Below are 16281 nucleotides of genomic sequence, written 5' to 3'. Positions count from 1 at the left end.
CGCTTCTCCCATCTGAACCGAATTCTGAACCGAAACGGGGGTTTTGACGATTGCGCTGTTTCGCTGGATCAACCGGATGTACCGTCAAAATATCCAGCTTCGGTTGACCGTTTATTTTTTATTTATTTTGCTGCCGCTCGTTGCAGTCAGTTTGTTTCTGGCGTTCCGCTCGCGGGATTTGCTCGTCGAGCAAACGACGGAGCGGACGAAGGCGGCGTTGTCCTCGTCGATGGATTATATCGATTTGACGCTGCAGAACGTTGAAGAAATATCGACCAGCATCGCGACGGACAGCAATATGCTCCGGCTGCTGGAAAATTCGGGACCCGGCTTGCCGCCGCAAGCGGTAATCAATTATTTGGAGCTGCAGAAACAGCTGTCGAGCGTGACCTCGATCAATCAGATGATCTCGCAAATAGCGGTCTACCATTCGATCTCGGGCGTAATGATCTCGACGGCGAGCGGGAGCAAGAGGATCACGAATCCGGCACAGCTGGCATGGCTGGAGCAGATGTCCCGTTTCAGCGGAAGCGGTATCGTTTATACGATGTCCTCCGAGCCCACGCCCGACGGTTTGACCTTTGGCAATCTGATCGGTACCGACGGGATCTCGATCGTCCGCGCGATGGATCTGAACAACCCGAACCGCCAGCCGAATCTGCTTACCGTTACGCTGAGCAAGGCGAAGCTGCTGAACCTGATTCATTCGCTGCTGCCGTCGGAGAACGCGCAAATTTATTTGATGACGAACAACCGCAAGATCATCACCGGCTCGGACAATATCGACGAGAAGCAGCTCGCCGCCAAACGGGCCGACGACAGCATGTTCACCGTCGAAGTCAATTCGAAGGTGTACAAATGGTCGCTGCTGCTCATGCAGCCGGAGAGCGAAGTGTACGCGAAGTCCAAGCAGATGGAGCTGTATACGTATGTCATCATCGCCATCAGCGTGCTGCTGGCGCTCTGGATTTCATGGGCGGTGTACAGCGGCATCGCTTCGCCGATGCAGAAGCTGCTGCAAGGGATGAAGCGGGCCGGACGCGGCAATTTCAACGTCAAGCTGGAGACGGATCGCGAGGACGAGTTCGGCTATTTGACCCAGTCGTTCAATCAGATGATCCAGAACCAGAAGCAGCTGATCGAGAACGGCTACGAGCAGCAGCTTCGGGTGGCGCTTACCGAGCTGAAGTTTTTGCAGACGCAGATCAATCCGCATTTTTTGTACAATACGCTCGATTCGATATACTGGGCGGCCAAAAACTACGAGGCGGACGAAATCAGCGAAATGGTGCTGAACTTGTCGCGCTTTTTCCGGCTTAGCCTGAGCAAAGGCAGCGACACGTTTACGGTCGAGGAAACGGTCTCGCACCTGCACTACTACGTGCGGGTTCAGCAGCTCCGGTTTCTGGACAAATTCGCCATCGCCTATGACATTCAAGAAGAGAGCAAAGCGATTCCGATCATGAAACTGCTGCTTCAGCCGCTCGTCGAAAACGCCATCCTGCATGGCCTGGAGCAGCGGGACCGCGGCGGGGAGCTGCGCGTGCAGATTCGTCTGGACGACGCGTATCTGCATATGACCGTGTCGGACAACGGCGTCGGCATGTCGGCGGAACGGATGCGTTATGTACAGGACGAGCTGGCGCAAGTATTCGCTCCGGACAAGCCGATGCTGTCGCTCCCGCCATGGGAGGCTCCCAAAGATTTGTACGGCCTGAGAAATGTAGCATCGCGCATTCGTCTCGTCTACGGCAAGAGGTCGCGTATGGAGGTGGACAGCGTCGAAGGCGAAGGAACGAACGTTTCGGTATCGCTGCCGCTCGACAGGTGCAAGGAAACGTTTCAGCTTTCGCCGGAGAGGGCGGATACCGATCAACAGGAAGAGGCGGGGGGAACAACATGAATCTGCTCATAGTGGAAGATGAAATCCGCTTGTGCAACAGTCTGGTCAACAACCTTCCGTGGGAGCAGCATGGCATCGAGATCGTGGGCATGGCTCATAACGGACTCGACGCGCTCGAGCTGATCGAACGGAAAAAGCCCGATCTGCTGCTGCTCGACGTGCAGATTCCGGGCGTGGACGGGCTTGCCGTCGCGCGCAAGGTGCGTGAGCAGGGAATGATGACGAAAACGATTATTTTAAGCGGTCACGATAATTTTACGTATGCGCAAAAAGCGCTGGAGTTCGGCGTATCCAAATATTTGCTCAAGCCGGCCGGAGACGAGGAAATATTACAGGCGGTGCTGGACGCGGCCGGGCAGCTGCGCCGCGAGCTGGAGCAGAAGCACAGCCAGGACGCGCTTCAAGAGAAATGGAAGCACAATTTGCCGCATTTGCAAAATAACTTTTTCGTCAACTGGCTGAACGGGAAGTTCGTCGAATGGGAGGTAACCCGCCGCAGCCAGGACGTGCAGCTGGAGCTGGAACGGGAGGCCCGTTATGCGGTCGTCGCCATCGACATCGATCCGGTGCCGGAGGAAGAGACGCGGTTTCAGCAGCAGGATATGCCCTTGCTGCAATTCGCGCTCGGCGGCATCGCCAAGGAGGTGCTGCCGGACTTCTGGGTATGCTCCGACCCCGGCGGACCGACTGCGCTTATATACAAAGTGCCTTCGGACAAGGAAGCGGACGCGGTCATGCTGCAGATCAATACGGATGTAGCCCGGCTGCTGTCGACCGTGAAGGAATGTTTGAAGCTAACGGCGAGCGGCGGCATTTGCCGGACGACGGGAAGCCGCGATGAGGTACCGGAGCTGTACAGGCAAGCCGTGCGCGCGCTCCAGAACCGGATTGTCTACGGAGGCAACATCGCCATTCCGTTCCGGGAAGAGCCCGGCAACCGGCCGATGCTGCCGACCGATCCGAATATGGAGAAGTCGCTTGAGATCGCCTTGCAGACCGGCGACGAGAACAAGGCGACGGAGGCGCTGGAGGCGCTGTGGTCTTTCAGCGGGATTACGGATGCCGTATCGGTGGATGACGTGCAGGAGAACGTTCTGTATTTCAGCGCGCTGCTGATCCGGATCATGCAGCAGCAAGGCTGGCCGTTCAAGGAGCTGGCCGGGGACGACTTCGTGCATTTCCTGAGCCCGCAATCGCTTGGCCACAAGGAGCAGGTTCACGCGCTGCTGCTGCGAGTCGTGCGCAGGGCCGCCGGGTATGTGCAGAAGCAGCGCATGTCCGTCAGCCACCAGATCGTGAAGCAGCTGCTCGGCATCGTGGAAGAGGAGATGGATCAAGATATTTCGCTGCATCAGGTAGCCGACCGGCTGTTCGTCAATTCCTCGTACCTGAGCCGTCTGTTCAAGCAGGAGACGGGCAAGTCGTTCTCCGCGTACGTCATCGAACGCAAGATGGAGCGCGCCAAGACGGCGCTGCTCGACGGCGCGAAGATCAGCGAGGCGGCGGCGATGGTCGGTTATCACGACGGCAGCTACTTTACGCGCGTATTCCGCAAATATTGGGGCGTTACGCCGGGCGAGGTCAGGCCGTAGGACCGTCCCGCCCGGCGGTTCGAAATGGGATTACGCTCCCAGTGCAGGGGAGCGGTTATTCCTGAATCGTTCTTCGGTACACGGTAAACAGGGAGCCGTATTTTTGCTGCAAAACGGGAATGCGATCGACCAGAAACCAGTACATTTCCGTGCGATTTTGATTGGAAGGCCTCAGCGTTTCCTGCACCGCTCCGTTATAGACGACATCGAACACGATCATGGTACATGCGCCTCCCCGTTTTAGTCTTATCTCCATTGTATCACACCTCGGTTAACCCGGTATTATTGGGATGTTTTTGGAATGTAAAGCCCGGAGCAGGCGGCCGGGTTTCTTCGGCGTTCCTCCGCCTGTCGGAGCTGCTTGCGCCCCCGTAAGAGCAGACGCAGCAACGTTGTCACGAAAGTACCAAAACACGTAAAAGTAGTCCGGTACAGACGGGGACGCCATTTGCTATGCTTATAACAAGACATAATGAACGACGGAAGAGGCTCCCCTAAGCAGGCAGCTCCGATCGATCAGAAGGGGGACAAACAGATGAAGCCGGCAACGACCGAAGGCACCGGTCCCGCACCGAAAGCTCCGAAAACGTATATGCAAACGTTATGGTCGGATATACGCAAAGACTGGGATTTATATTTGGCGCTTCTTCCCGGTATCGCATTCATATTGCTATTCAAGTACACGCCGATGTACGGCATTGTGATCGCCTTCCAAGACTTCAACATTTTCGACCGGGCCGCAAGTACGTGGGTCGGATGGACGCATTTCGAGAAGCTGTTTTCGAACGATAGCTTTTTGCATGTGTTCCAGAATACCCTCATTATTTCCTTGTACAAAATTGTCTTTTTGTTTCCGCTCCCGATCATTATCGCCATCATGCTGAACGAGCTGAAACATATGCTGTTCAAGCGCGGCGTCCAAACCGTCATTTACTTGCCTCACTTCCTGTCGTGGGTTATCGTCAGCGGCCTGTTTATCGACCTGCTGTCCACGAACGGCGGTTTGGTGAACAAAATCATCGTCTCCCTCGGAGGCGAGCCGATCCGCTTTTTCCTCGATAGCGAAATTTTCCGCTCGGTGCTCATCTTTACCGCCGGCTGGAAAGAAACCGGCTGGAGCACGATCGTTTACTTGGCGGCGCTCACGAGCATCGATCCGCAGCTGTACGAAGCGGCTCGAATCGACGGCGCAGGCAAGTGGAAGCAAACGGTGCATGTTACGCTTCCGGGACTGATTCCGATCATCCTGCTCATGTTTATTTTGCGTCTCGGTCATGTTCTCGAAGCCGGTACGGAGCAAATTCTCGTCATGTACAACCCGGGCGTTTACAACGTCTCCGACGTTATCGGCACGTATGTGTACCGGATCGGTCTCGGCAATCAGGACTACAGCTTCTCGACGGCCGTCGGCCTGTTCGATTCGGTCGTAGGGTTTATCCTGATCATGTCTGGCAATTACTTAAGCCGCAAATTCCTCAAGCAGGGGATCTGGTAATGGCAACAAGGAAGGGGGATCTGCCATGAGTGCTGAAAGTACCGCCCACGGCGCTGGAAAAGTAAAGTCTCGCCGCATTAAAACGTCCATAGGGGAAAAAGTATTTGTTGTATTCAATCACTTCTTTTTCGTCCTGCTAGGACTGACAACCATATTTCCGTTCATCAACCTGATCGCCAAATCGTTCAGCAGCGAGGCGGCGGTAGTCTCCGGCATCGTGTCGCTGTGGCCGGTCGATTTTCAGATCGGGACGTATAAATACGTCGTACAAAATTCGATGTTTCTTAACGCGTTTAAAGTATCGCTTACGGTTACCGTTGTCGGCACGCTGCTGGCGCTGACCATGACGACTTTGGCCGCCTACCCGCTATCGAAGCCGCGCCTGCGCGGACGCAAGTTTTTTATTCTGATGTACATTTTCACGATGCTGTTCAGCGGGGGGCTCATTCCGACCTACCTGCTCATGCAGCAGCTTCACCTGATCGACAAGCTGCCGGTGCTGTTCTTGCCGGCGATGGTGAGCGTGTACAACATGCTCATTATTAAAAACTATTTCGAAAGCTTGCCGGATTCGCTCGAGGAATCGGCCAAGCTCGACGGCGCGGGCAACCTGACGATTTTGTGGCGGATCATGCTGCCGCTCTCGATGCCGGTGCTGGCGACGATCGCCTTGTTCTTCGCGGTGCAGTTCTGGAACGATTACTTTGCTTCGCTCATCTATATCAACTCGGCGCATCTGAAGCCACTGCAGCTGTATTTGAAAGAACTGTTCGTCTCGTCCAGCGACGCCTTCTTGCGAACAGGGCAGGACATCAATATCGATGCGGCGATGAATACGTCCCCACAGGCGATTCAGGCGGCTTCGATCATTCTGGCTACACTGCCGATTTTGGTCGTATATCCGTTCTTGCAAAAATATTTCGTGAAGGGCGTTCTCGTCGGCTCCGTGAAGGGCTGATCCGAGAGACTTGCCCGGTCTGAAAGGTGGTGGTGCGGAAAAACGAATGGTACGCGCTTCGCAAACACCGATTATGAGGAACAATCCACACGCTTCAACGATCTGCACAGTTCAAAGGGAGGTTCAACTATGTTAAAGAAAACATTGTCGGCCGTATCGGTCGCTACGCTGGCACTCGCGGTAGCTGCTTGCGGCAACGGCGGCGATACGAAAAAATCGGGAAGCCAGGCTCCGGCGGATACAGGCAAGCAGGTTGACGCGAACAAGCCGAAACCGGAACTCAAAGCACTCATGCAGTACGGCCGTTTCGACCCGAACGCGGAATTTACGGCCAAATTTTTGAACGAGAAGACCGGCTACAAAGTAACGTACGACATGCTGCCGGTTGAAAACGCCGACGAGAAGCTGAACCTGCTCATGGCGAACAAAGAGCCGTACTCGTTCATGATTTTGGGCGCTTCCCAGTATGCCAAACTGGCTGCCGCCGGCGCGCTTGAGCCGATCGACGATCTGGTGAAGCAATACGGCACGAACCTGAAAAGCGTCATCAGCGAAAAGTCGTGGAACGGCGCGAAGCTGAACGGCAAAACGTACGGAATTCCGCAAACCGGCTCCGGCGTAGTCGTGAACCTCGGTCTGTTCGTCCGCCAAGACTGGATGGATGAGCTCGGTCTGAAAAACCCGACGACTCGCGACGAGTTCTACAACGTTCTGAAAACGATTAAAGAGAAAAAGAACGTTATCCCGCTTACCGGTGGCAAAAGCCCGATGGTCGAACAAATCGCTACGACGTTCGGCCTGACGACGAGCTGGACGGAAACGAACGGAAAAATTACGCATATGGTCGAAAGTCCGGCCATGAAAGACTACTTGACGTTCATGAAGAAGCTGTATGACGAGAAGCTCATCGATGCCGAATGGTCCATCAACCAAGGCAACAAGGTCATCGAGAACTTCACGAGCGGCAAAGCGGCCATGATGGCAAACGGGTATTACAATGCGCCATCGATCAGCTCGGCCTTGCTGAAAAACTTCCCGAACGGCAAAATCAGCATTTTGCCGCTCATCAAAGACAACAACGGCAAAACCGCCGCTGTAGGCACAGCCGGCATCAGCTATTATGCAGCCATTCCGAAATGGGCCGAAAATAAAGAAGAAATTATTAAGTATCTGGATCTGAAGCTGGACAAAGAAATCCACAAAGGCGCCACGATCGGCCAAGAAGGCGTCCATCACAAAGTGGAAAACGGCAACTATGTACCGATCCTGCCTAAGTTCAATGACGATCTGAACAACGGCAGCGGCTTCCTGACCGGCGTTGACGAGAAAAACTATCCGATCTACTGGCAAGCTCGCGTTCGTAAAGATCCTATCTTGACCGACGCGTACAACAAAATTCAAGAGAACGCCAAAGGCAGCACCATCGTCGATCCGCTCGCTTTCGCGCCTCCGATCGATGCCGTCGCCAAAAACGCGATCAAGCTGAACAAGCTGATGGAAGACACGTTCATCAAATATTTGACCGGCGCAGAGCCGATCAGCAACTACGACAAGTTCCTTGCCGCTTGGAAAGCGGACGGCGGAGACGAAATGATCAAAGCCGCCAACGAATGGTACGCTTCCTCGAAAAAATAATCGTTTCTTGACGCCGCTTGAAGCCGGCGACAGATAGGACCGTCAACCGTGGGACTGCTAGCACCCGGGGGGCGGTCCCTTTTTCGCGTTGTGCGCGCCTTAGACGGGTTCGGGAAGTTGCGGTTGTACGCGTTTTCATTACGCGTTAATATAAGGATACAAACGCATACCGATTTGGCGGAGGGGATAGTATGCCGAAGGCGAAGTTCCGCATCAATTCGAAAAGTGTCCTGGTTACGTGGCTCCTTTCGTATGCCGTTGTCCTCTTGTTCCCCATCCTCATCAGCATTATCGTTTACGTCCAATCGAGCAGCATGCTCGAGAACGAAATCCATGAAGCGAACGGCTCCATGCTGGAGCAGTTCCGCAGCGTGATGGACGGCGAATTTGCCGACATGAAGCGGCTCAGCTTCGAGCTGGGCTGGAACCTCAAAGTCAGACAGCTGCTGTACTCCAACAAATACTTAAATTATCCCCAGGATCTGATCTACGACCTTTACCAAATAACGCAGGATTTGAACGTATACAAAACCTCCTTCCCGCAAATCGACCTGTTCTACATTTATTTGGCCAATCAAAAGCTGCTGCTGCTGCCGAATCTGTACCGGGATTCCGCATTCGGCTATAAGCTGCTGCATGATAATAAAGCGCTTCCCTTCGAGAGCTGGAAATCGCTCGTCGAGAGCGGTTCGTCGCCGGGTTTTATTCCGTCCGTCCGGGTTACCGAGGACGGGGTGCCGAAGAAAACAGTCGCTTACGTGGCCGCCCATCCCGGCGATAACGGCCAGCCGGTCGGCACGAATGTGATCATGATCGACCAATCCCGCATTCTCGGCGCGTTCGGTAGCATGGAGCTGTTCAACAAGGGGCATATTGCGATTTATAACGAAAGGGGCGAGCTGCTCGTTTCGAGTTTGGGCGAATCGATGCTTAACGGGCTGCCCATATCCCGCGCGTCGGGCGAGCAAGCCGCTTTTTGGCAGGACGGAGACAGGCGTTATGAGGTGTCCGCCATCGAATCGGCCGAGACGAAGCTGAAATACGTTACGCTCATACCGAGTGGCATCTTCTGGGAGAAGGCGCAGCGAGTGCGCGCTTTCACTTATTTGAGCATTGCCGTCAGCTTGCTCGGCGGAGGTATTCTAACTTACTTTTTTGCCCGCCGCCATTACAATCCTCTCCGCTCCATTGTGCAGTCGCTGGACGTCCGGCCTGCGGAGTCGAAGGGAAGCGGCCGCGGCTACAACGAATTTCGCTTCATCCAGGAGGCGCTCGTCAGCACGCTGGACGAAATGGACCGGCTGAGAAGAAGCGTCAAGCAGCAGCATTCGATCGTCCGCGCCCATTTTATCGCCAAGCTGCTGCGAGGCCGAACCGATTCGCACGTCCCGGTCAGCGAGTCGCTCGCGGCTTTCGATATGCGCTTCGAGACCGACGATTTTGCCGTGATGCTGCTGTGCGCCGACGAAAGCGAGCCGTTTCCGGACGGCGTTCCGGGCGAATATGCCGACAAGTTGAAGCTGCTCCATTTTATCGTGACGAATATAACCGAAGAACTGGTTTCCGTACGCCATCGCGGCTATGTCGCCGAGGTGGGCGGGGCGCTGGCGTGTCTGATCAATTTCGCCGAGCCGAATCCCGAAGAGCGGCAGCGGGAGCTGTACTGGATCGCTCGTGAAATTCGTACATTCCTGAATGCGAAATTCCATATTCGCCTGTCGGTGTCGTTCAGTTCGGTCCACCGGACGCTCCAGAGCCTCCCGCAAGCCTACAACGAGGCGCTGGACGCGATGGAATACAAGCTCGTCATGGGCGACAGCGATATTTTGTCCTACGAAGACATTCACAACACCGCTGCGACTGAGCCGGACGAAGGCTATTATTATCCGTTGCAAGCGGAACAGCAGCTGATCAATTTCGTCAAAGCCGGCGACGAGGCGGGGGCCGAGCCGCTGCTGCTCGACCTGATCGCGCGCAACTTCGAATCGAACACGCTGCCGGCCCCAGTCGCCAGATGTCTCGTATTCGATCTCGTCGGCACGCTGATGAAGGGCGTCAGCGAGGTGGGAGGAGGAGCCGCTCTGCAGCTGTTCCAGCGGGGGAAGCGGATCGAGAAGCTGGCGTCTTGCGAAACGGTCGCCGACATGCGGGCGCAGCTGACCGAGCTGCTGCAAGACGTATGCGACTATACAGGGGCGAAGCGGAAGCAGCATATGGAGGAATCCCGCAAGCTTGCCCTACAGGATTTGGCGGCGCGGGTATCGGCGTTCATCGCCGAGAGGTACGAGGACCCGAATCTGAACATTACGGTGATCGGCGAGCATTTCGACTTGAAGCCGGCTTATATATCGAAGCTGTATAAGGAGCAGATGGGCGAGGGGCTGCTCGACCGCATCAACCGCGAGCGCATCTCCCAGGCGAAGCGTTTCATCGGCAGCGGCAACAAAAGCGTATCCGATGTGGCCGGCCGCGTCGGCTTCCACGATGTCAATGCGTTCATCCGTATTTTCAAAAAACTGGAGGGCGTCACGCCCGGGACGTATCGGGAAAGCGTATTTCCCAAGGCGGAATAGCAGCGCGGTCTGGCGTCTGCATCCGCATATTTTGAAGATGCGATTGTACGTTTTGAAGATACCCGGAGGATGAATTAACGATCCGAATCGCAAAAATAGCGATATCCGAAATGAAAGCGGTGCCATACAGTAAAGGTACGAGAATGTTCTCGATGCATTCCGGCTTGACCGGGAGTACAAGGAGGTCTTGTTCGCAATGAGACAAAAACGATTCAAGCTCGTATCCGCTTTCGCGGCCACCGCCATGATGGGCGCTTTCGTCGCCGCCTGTTCGGGAGGCTCGGGAACCGGCAATTCTTCACCGGATGCCGGCAAGCCGGGAACACCGACAACGCCTAACAACAGTTCGTCTTCTGCAGGGGCGACGTATCCGATTAAGACGGATCAGACTTTGACGTATTGGGCGGAGCTGCCAGGCAACTTGACCGGGGTCAAGGCCGCTCACGGCGAAGTGCCGTTTTATCAGGAATGGCAGAAGAAGACGGGCATTCCGATCAAGTTTACGACTGCTCCGGTCAATCAGGCGAAGGAAACGCTGAACGTCATGCTGGCGTCCGGCAACCTGCCGGACATGATCGAGTACAATTTCGTCTCCTTCCCCGGCGGGCCGGAGAAAGCGATCAAGGACGGCTATATTTTGAAGCTGAACGATGTGATCGACAAGTACGCTCCGAACTTGAAAAAGTATTTGAAGGAACATCCCGAAGTCGACAAAATGATCAAAACCGACAACGGCAGCTATTACGTCTTCCCGTTCATCCGCGGCGACGATAGCCTGATGGTGTTCCAGGGGCCTATCGTCCGCAAAGACTGGCTGGATGAGCTGGGCTTGCCGGTTCCGACGACGATCGACGAATGGACGACGATGCTCAGGGCATTCAAAGACAAAAAAGGCGCCGCCGCCCCGTTCTCCGTCGTCAGCAAACCGAGGGTATTAAACGAGTTTAATGCCGGCGCCTTCGCTGGAGCTTTCGGCGTCACCCGCGCCTTCTATTTGGAGAACGGCCAGATCAAGTTCGGACCGGCGGAAAAAGGCTTCAAAGACTTCCTCGCCCTGTTCCGCAGCTGGTACGCGGAAGGGCTGCTCGATAAAAACATCGCCAACATCGATACGAAGGCGCTTGACGCGAATATCTCCTCCGGTGCGACGGGAGCAACGGTCGGCAACGCCGGCGGCGGCATCGGCAAATGGGCGCCGCTTATTACGGCCAAAGATCCGAAGGCGAAGCTCGTGGCAACCCCGTATCCGGTGCTGAAAAAAGGCGACACGCCGAAGTTCGGCCAGCGGGATCAGCCGTTTACGCAGGGCGGTATGGTCGCCATTACGGCCAAGTCGAAAAACGCCGAGCTCGCCGCCAAGCTGCTCGATTATGGCTACAGCGAAGCCGGGCATATGTTCTTTAACTTCGGAACGGAAGGCGTCAGCTACAAGATGGAGAACGGTTACCCGAAATATACCGATCTCATTATGAACAATCCGGATAAGCTTGCTCCGGCTCAAGCGATGTCGATGTATTTCCGCAGCAACTACAACGGTCCGTTCGTTCAGGATAAACGGTATATCGAGCAATATTTGGCGCTTCCCGAGCAGCGCGATGCCGTCGGCATCTGGCAGAAGACGGATATGGCGAAGCATCAGCTGCCGCCGATTACGCCGACACAGGAGGAAAGCTCGGAATACGCGAAAATTATGACCGACATTGACACGCTTGTCGACGAAATGACACTCAAGCTCATTCTCGGCACGGAGCCGATGGACAGCTTCGAGAAGTATGTGGATAAGATGAAATCGCTGAAGCTGGACCGGGCGATCGAGATTCAGAAGGCGGCGCTCGACCGTTACAACAAGCGGGGAAATTAGCGCTTTGAATAAGTGGGCAAAGAGATGGTGGCGGGGGAATTGGGGGACCTGGGGGACCTGGGTGAGCAAGCAGGCAAAGAGATGAAGCGGTGAAGACTGGGGACGGGACTATACGCTCCAGCCTCTCTTGGAATCGGGTTTCTTTGAATGGATTATAGGGTAGGAACCCGATTTCAAAGGAGGCCCGTAAACTTTCCGCCGTATAGTTCCCGCCCCCATCCGTAGTTCATAATCTCTTTGCGCTTGTTCACCGGATAACCAACTCGACCGGCACCGCCGGGAAGGGAAAGAAATTAGGCAAGGAAGACTGAAGGGAGGTCCGCTGATGGACAAGACGCTTCAAGCAGATCCCGCCAAAGCGGCCCCGCAATCGCAAACGTCCTGGAAGCGCCGATTCCTGAGAGATTTCGCGCTGAACAAATATTTGTACGTCATGATGATTCCGGTTCTTGCGTATTACGTCGTTTTTCATTACGCACCGATGTACGGGGCGACGATCGCTTTCAAGGACTACAGCCCGATGAAAGGCGTTATGGGCAGCGAATGGGTCGGTCTGACGCATTTTCGCGACTTTTTCGGCAGCTATTACTTCTGGCGCATTTTGAAAAATACGCTCGTCATCAGCCTGCTGACGCTGCTGTTTGGCTTCCCGGCCCCGATTATCCTTGCTCTGCTCATCAACGAGGTGCGGCGCCGCATGTTCAAGCGGTTCGTTCAGACGGTCACCTACATGCCCTATTTCATCTCGCTCGTCGTGATATGCGGCATGGTGAAGGAATTTACGAACAGCGGCGGGATCATCAATACGGCATTCACCTATTTCGGTTATGACGGGCTGGCGATGCTTCAGAAGCCGGAGCTGTTCCGCGGCATCTATGTGCTGTCGGAAATCTGGCAGCATGTCGGCTGGGAATCGATCATTTACATCGCAGCTCTTATGGGAATCGATCAGGAGCAGTATGAGGCAGCCCGGATCGACGGCGCCAGCCGGCTTAGGCAGATTTGGCATATTACGCTTCCGGGCATACTGCCGACGATTACGATTCTGTTCATCTTGCGAATGGGCAATATGCTGAACGTAGGCTTCGAGAAAATCATATTGCTGTACAATCCGGCGATCTACGATACGGCCGACGTGATCTCGTCGTTCGTGTACCGCAAAGGGCTGCTCGAATTCGTCTGGAGCTACAGCTCGGCGGTTGGCTTGTTCAACTCGGTATTTAATCTGCTTCTGCTCATCACCGCCAACTATATTAGCCGCAAAGTGAGCGAAAACAGCCTATGGTAGACGAAGGGGGAGGGGATGCGGGTGGTACGGAAGAGCGGAATGTCGGATCGTTTGCTCGATATCGTCGTATATGCCGCTTTGCTGGCGCTCGTTGTCGTGACGCTGTATCCGCTGCTGTACGTAGCCTTCGCTTCCGTCAGCGAGGCGGGCCGGCTGATCGATCATAAAGGATTGTTATGGGCGCCGCTTGGCTTCAATCTGGAGGCGTACCGGAGCGTCTTTCAAAACCCGGCCATTTTAACCGGTTACCGCAATACGCTGTTCATTCTGGTAGCCGGAGTTACGGTCAACCTGCTCATGACGTCGCTCGGAGCGTACGTGCTGTCGCGCCGCAACGTGATGTGGAACAAACTGTTCATGATGATTATTGTGCTTACGATGTTCGTCAGCGGCGGACTTATCCCGCTTTATCTCGTTGTGAAGGGCGTAGGCTTGATCGATTCGCTGTGGGCGACGATCATCCCGTTTTCGATCAACACATTTAATCTGATCATTATGCGGACCGCTTTTATGGCCGTGCCCGAAAGTTTGGAGGAATCGGCCAAGATGGACGGGGCCCATCATTTCACCATTTTGTTTCGAATCATCGTTCCGCTATCGATGCCGGTCATCGCCGTCATGATCCTGTACTACGCGGTGGAGAAATGGAACGGCTGGTTTTACGCCTCGATCTTCATCCAGGACCGGAACTTGTTCCCGCTGCAGCTTACGCTGCGCGAAATCCTGATCGCCAATTCAACCGACAGCATGGTGCAGGGCTCGGATGCGGGCGACCGGTTTCAGCTCGGGGAAACGATTAAATATGCGACGATTATGGTCGCTACGATCCCGATTTTGTGCGTGTATCCGTTCCTGCAAAAGTATTTCGTCAAAGGCGTCATGGTCGGCGCCCTGAAAGGATAGACCATGGCAGGAGCAGAAAGAAGAGCCGTTCCTTATCACCCGAGAGTGAGGAGGAGCGGCTCTTTTTTCAACGATCCTTATGCAGCGCCGAGAAGATTGTTCATGATGTTTCGGCTAGCTTTCTTCTAAACATTTCGACGACGGCGAATGGAATTCGATGTTTTTTGGTGATCTCGATACTTCTCACTTGCGGGTTTTCTTTTACTTCTTTTTGAATCAAAGCGATGATGTCTTCTTCTTTCAATGGGATCAGGCCCCTTCTTATCCTTATATCGTGATCGGTGTAATCGCGATGCCTTGAGGGAAAAATCCGACCGGGATCGGAGTGCCGATGACCGAGTTGGTGGCTACATCGATCACCGAGACGTTATTATCGAGGAGATTCGAGACATAAGCCCGACTCCCATCGGGCGTAATCGCTATCCCTAAAGGATTATCCCCAACGATAACCGCAAGAGGGAAGACCTGCAAATTGGTGGTCGTATCAAACATGGAGACCGTATCGGTGCCGGCATTTGTGACAAGAGCGAAATTCCCATCGGGCGTAATCGCTACCCCTTGAGGATTATCCAAGGTTGAAATCGTAGTAAGGATCGAGTTAGTGGCGATATCGATCACTGAGATTGTATCACTGTTCGCATTTGCGACATAAGCCCGAGCTCCGTTAGGCATAATGGCGATTCCTTGAGGCCCGTCCCCGACCGGAATCGGAAGACCGACGACCATGTTGGTGGCGGTATCGATCACCGAGACCGTGCCGCCGCCGGCATTGGTGACATAAGCCCGGCTTCCATCGGGTGTAATCGCTATCTCCGAGGGAGCATCCCCTACAATAATCGGAGCGCCGACGACCGAGTTGGTGGCGATGTCAATTACCGACACCGTATCATTACCGACATTTGCGACATAAGCCCGCGCCCCGTTAGGGGTAATGGCGATCCCTTGAGGAAGAAATCCAACCGGAATCGAAAGGCCGATGACCGAGTTGGTTGTCGTATTAATGACCGAGACTGAGCTATTGAGGAAATTTGTGACATAAGCCTTCGTCCCATCGGGCGTAATCGCTATCTTTGCAGGATTGTTGCCAACCGGGATCAAAGCGATGACCGTGTTGTTGGCGGTATTAATGACCGCAACCGTATCGTCGGCGGAGACGGCTACATAAGCAAACGGTCCGAAATCGATGGAACTGATCGTACAAATCGGAATAATGCGCGTTCCCAAGGTCCCGACCAGAATCATTTTTCCGTCGTCGACTCGGAAAACGCGCCCGAACAGACTATCGTCGCAGCAACCCGAGAGCGTAACCGAAATCAGTTTTCCTTGAAGCTGCTGCAGCGTCGTCCTCATATCTTGGAAGCAAGGGTCGGGCGACGGCGACGGCGTAGAGGACCCTTCGAATAATAAAAGCGCAACGTCATCGATCAGAACATCGGCGCTGCCGGCCAAAGCCGACTTGAAGACGGTCATCTGTCCTACGGCGGCGCCGGCTGGCGCAGGTGAAGCAATTGCAGTAATTTGGGTCCAATCGTTTTCCGCATTATCGGGAAGACGACCGGCAGGGATAAATATATTCAAACCAACTCCTAGGAAAGATAATGCCGCGGTGTAGTAGGAAACGGAAATCCCGATCGGAGGACTTGTTGCCGGACTAAGTTTTGCCAGAGCTACATTTGCTTGAAAGTTTTCTTCAGGGTTTACAGAGAAAAATTGGGAGACAAAAGCATTCACGGCTCCTCCCGTTAACCGCGCGCTAAAACTTCCGGAGTGACTGTGGGCAGCATCAATCGATGCGTTGCTTACAGTCCAATCGGCAAACGTCCCGGTTTCAAAACCCGGATTCTGAATTTTATTTGAAATAGTAATGGCCAAAACACTCCCTCCTTCCTAATCCTATACTATGTAAGTTTGCTATTTTTGAAAGGGATATGAGTCTCGCTTCGGAAGTTTTTATAAGTTAGGAGGACGTTCAAAAACGCTGCAACCATAAGTTGCAAAAAAAGACTAATGTACCTGCGGCGAATCAACGAATAGTTTCATGCCAATCGGCTGCCGTTGTGATAGGGTAGATAG

At 54.2% G+C, this 16281-nt stretch carries 12 protein-coding genes; 9 read left to right on the top strand and 3 right to left on the bottom strand.

Translation table 11 applies throughout. From position 1 onward, the window contains the following. Window positions 1-43: 43 nt before the first annotated feature. Both D7M11_RS23135 and D7M11_RS23130 read left to right on the top strand, forming a co-directional pair. On the top strand, window positions 44-1903 hold the full coding sequence (locus tag D7M11_RS23135; RefSeq protein WP_240041269.1) for a sensor histidine kinase: 1860 nt from the start codon (window positions 44-46) through the stop codon (window positions 1901-1903). Continuing rightward, window positions 1900-3495, top strand: coding sequence for a response regulator (locus D7M11_RS23130; RefSeq protein WP_120749642.1), 1596 nt, complete (start codon window positions 1900-1902; stop codon window positions 3493-3495). Before D7M11_RS23135 ends, D7M11_RS23130 begins: the two co-directional genes overlap by 4 nt. 55 nt (window positions 3496-3550) lie before the next feature. Here D7M11_RS23130 and D7M11_RS36510 read toward each other — a convergent pair whose 3' ends face one another. After that, window positions 3551-3715: a hypothetical protein gene (locus tag D7M11_RS36510; protein WP_158606782.1), complete on the bottom strand. Its 165-nt coding sequence runs from the start codon at window positions 3713-3715 to the stop codon at window positions 3551-3553. Between the two features lie 372 nt (window positions 3716-4087). Between D7M11_RS36510 and D7M11_RS23125 the strand changes: the two genes are divergently transcribed. The 7 genes from D7M11_RS23125 to D7M11_RS23095 all read left to right on the top strand — a co-directional run bounded on the left by D7M11_RS23125 (window position 4088) and on the right by D7M11_RS23095 (window position 14208). Further along, a complete protein-coding gene (locus D7M11_RS23125; protein ID WP_240041277.1) occupies window positions 4088-4990 on the top strand; it encodes an ABC transporter permease in 903 nt (300 codons plus the stop codon). A 25-nt stretch (window positions 4991-5015) separates the two neighbouring features. Then, window positions 5016-5948: a carbohydrate ABC transporter permease gene (locus tag D7M11_RS23120; protein WP_120749640.1), complete on the top strand. Its 933-nt coding sequence runs from the start codon at window positions 5016-5018 to the stop codon at window positions 5946-5948. A gap of 129 nt (window positions 5949-6077) precedes the next feature. Beyond that, complete coding sequence (locus D7M11_RS23115) at window positions 6078-7583, top strand: type 2 periplasmic-binding domain-containing protein (RefSeq protein WP_120749639.1); 1506 nt, start codon at window positions 6078-6080, stop codon at window positions 7581-7583. 191 nt (window positions 7584-7774) lie between these two features. Beyond that, window positions 7775-10156, top strand: a complete 2382-nt coding sequence (locus D7M11_RS23110; protein WP_120749638.1) for a helix-turn-helix domain-containing protein — start codon at window positions 7775-7777, stop codon at window positions 10154-10156. A 196-nt stretch (window positions 10157-10352) separates the two neighbouring features. After that, the gene (locus D7M11_RS23105; RefSeq protein ID WP_240041268.1) at window positions 10353-12017 is read left to right on the top strand and encodes an extracellular solute-binding protein; all 1665 of its coding nucleotides are present in this window, start codon (window positions 10353-10355) and stop codon (window positions 12015-12017) included. Between the two features lie 325 nt (window positions 12018-12342). Continuing rightward, a complete protein-coding gene (locus D7M11_RS23100; protein WP_120749637.1) occupies window positions 12343-13305 on the top strand; it encodes an ABC transporter permease in 963 nt (320 codons plus the stop codon). Between the two features lie 39 nt (window positions 13306-13344). After that, window positions 13345-14208: a carbohydrate ABC transporter permease gene (locus D7M11_RS23095; protein WP_420818439.1), complete on the top strand. Its 864-nt coding sequence runs from the start codon at window positions 13345-13347 to the stop codon at window positions 14206-14208. A 100-nt stretch (window positions 14209-14308) separates the two neighbouring features. On the opposite strand, the gene D7M11_RS36505 is transcribed toward D7M11_RS23095, so the two are convergent. Both D7M11_RS36505 and D7M11_RS23090 read right to left on the bottom strand, forming a co-directional pair. Then, window positions 14309-14452, bottom strand: coding sequence for a hypothetical protein (locus D7M11_RS36505; protein ID WP_158606781.1), 144 nt, complete (start codon window positions 14450-14452; stop codon window positions 14309-14311). 23 nt (window positions 14453-14475) lie between these two features. After that, window positions 14476-16080 carry an NTTRR-F1 domain gene (locus tag D7M11_RS23090; RefSeq protein ID WP_120749635.1) on the bottom strand — a complete coding sequence of 535 codons (1605 nt, stop codon included), beginning with the start codon at window positions 16078-16080 and terminating at the stop codon, window positions 14476-14478. Between the last annotated feature and the right edge of the window lie 201 nt (window positions 16081-16281).

Origin of the sequence: Paenibacillus ginsengarvi (assembly GCF_003626695.1) — a bacterium.
GTDB classification, from domain to species: domain Bacteria; phylum Bacillota; class Bacilli; order Paenibacillales; family NBRC-103111; genus Paenibacillus_AB; species Paenibacillus_AB ginsengarvi.
Note: the sequence above shows the minus strand (reverse complement) of the source record. Positions and strands in the feature narration are given on the sequence as shown.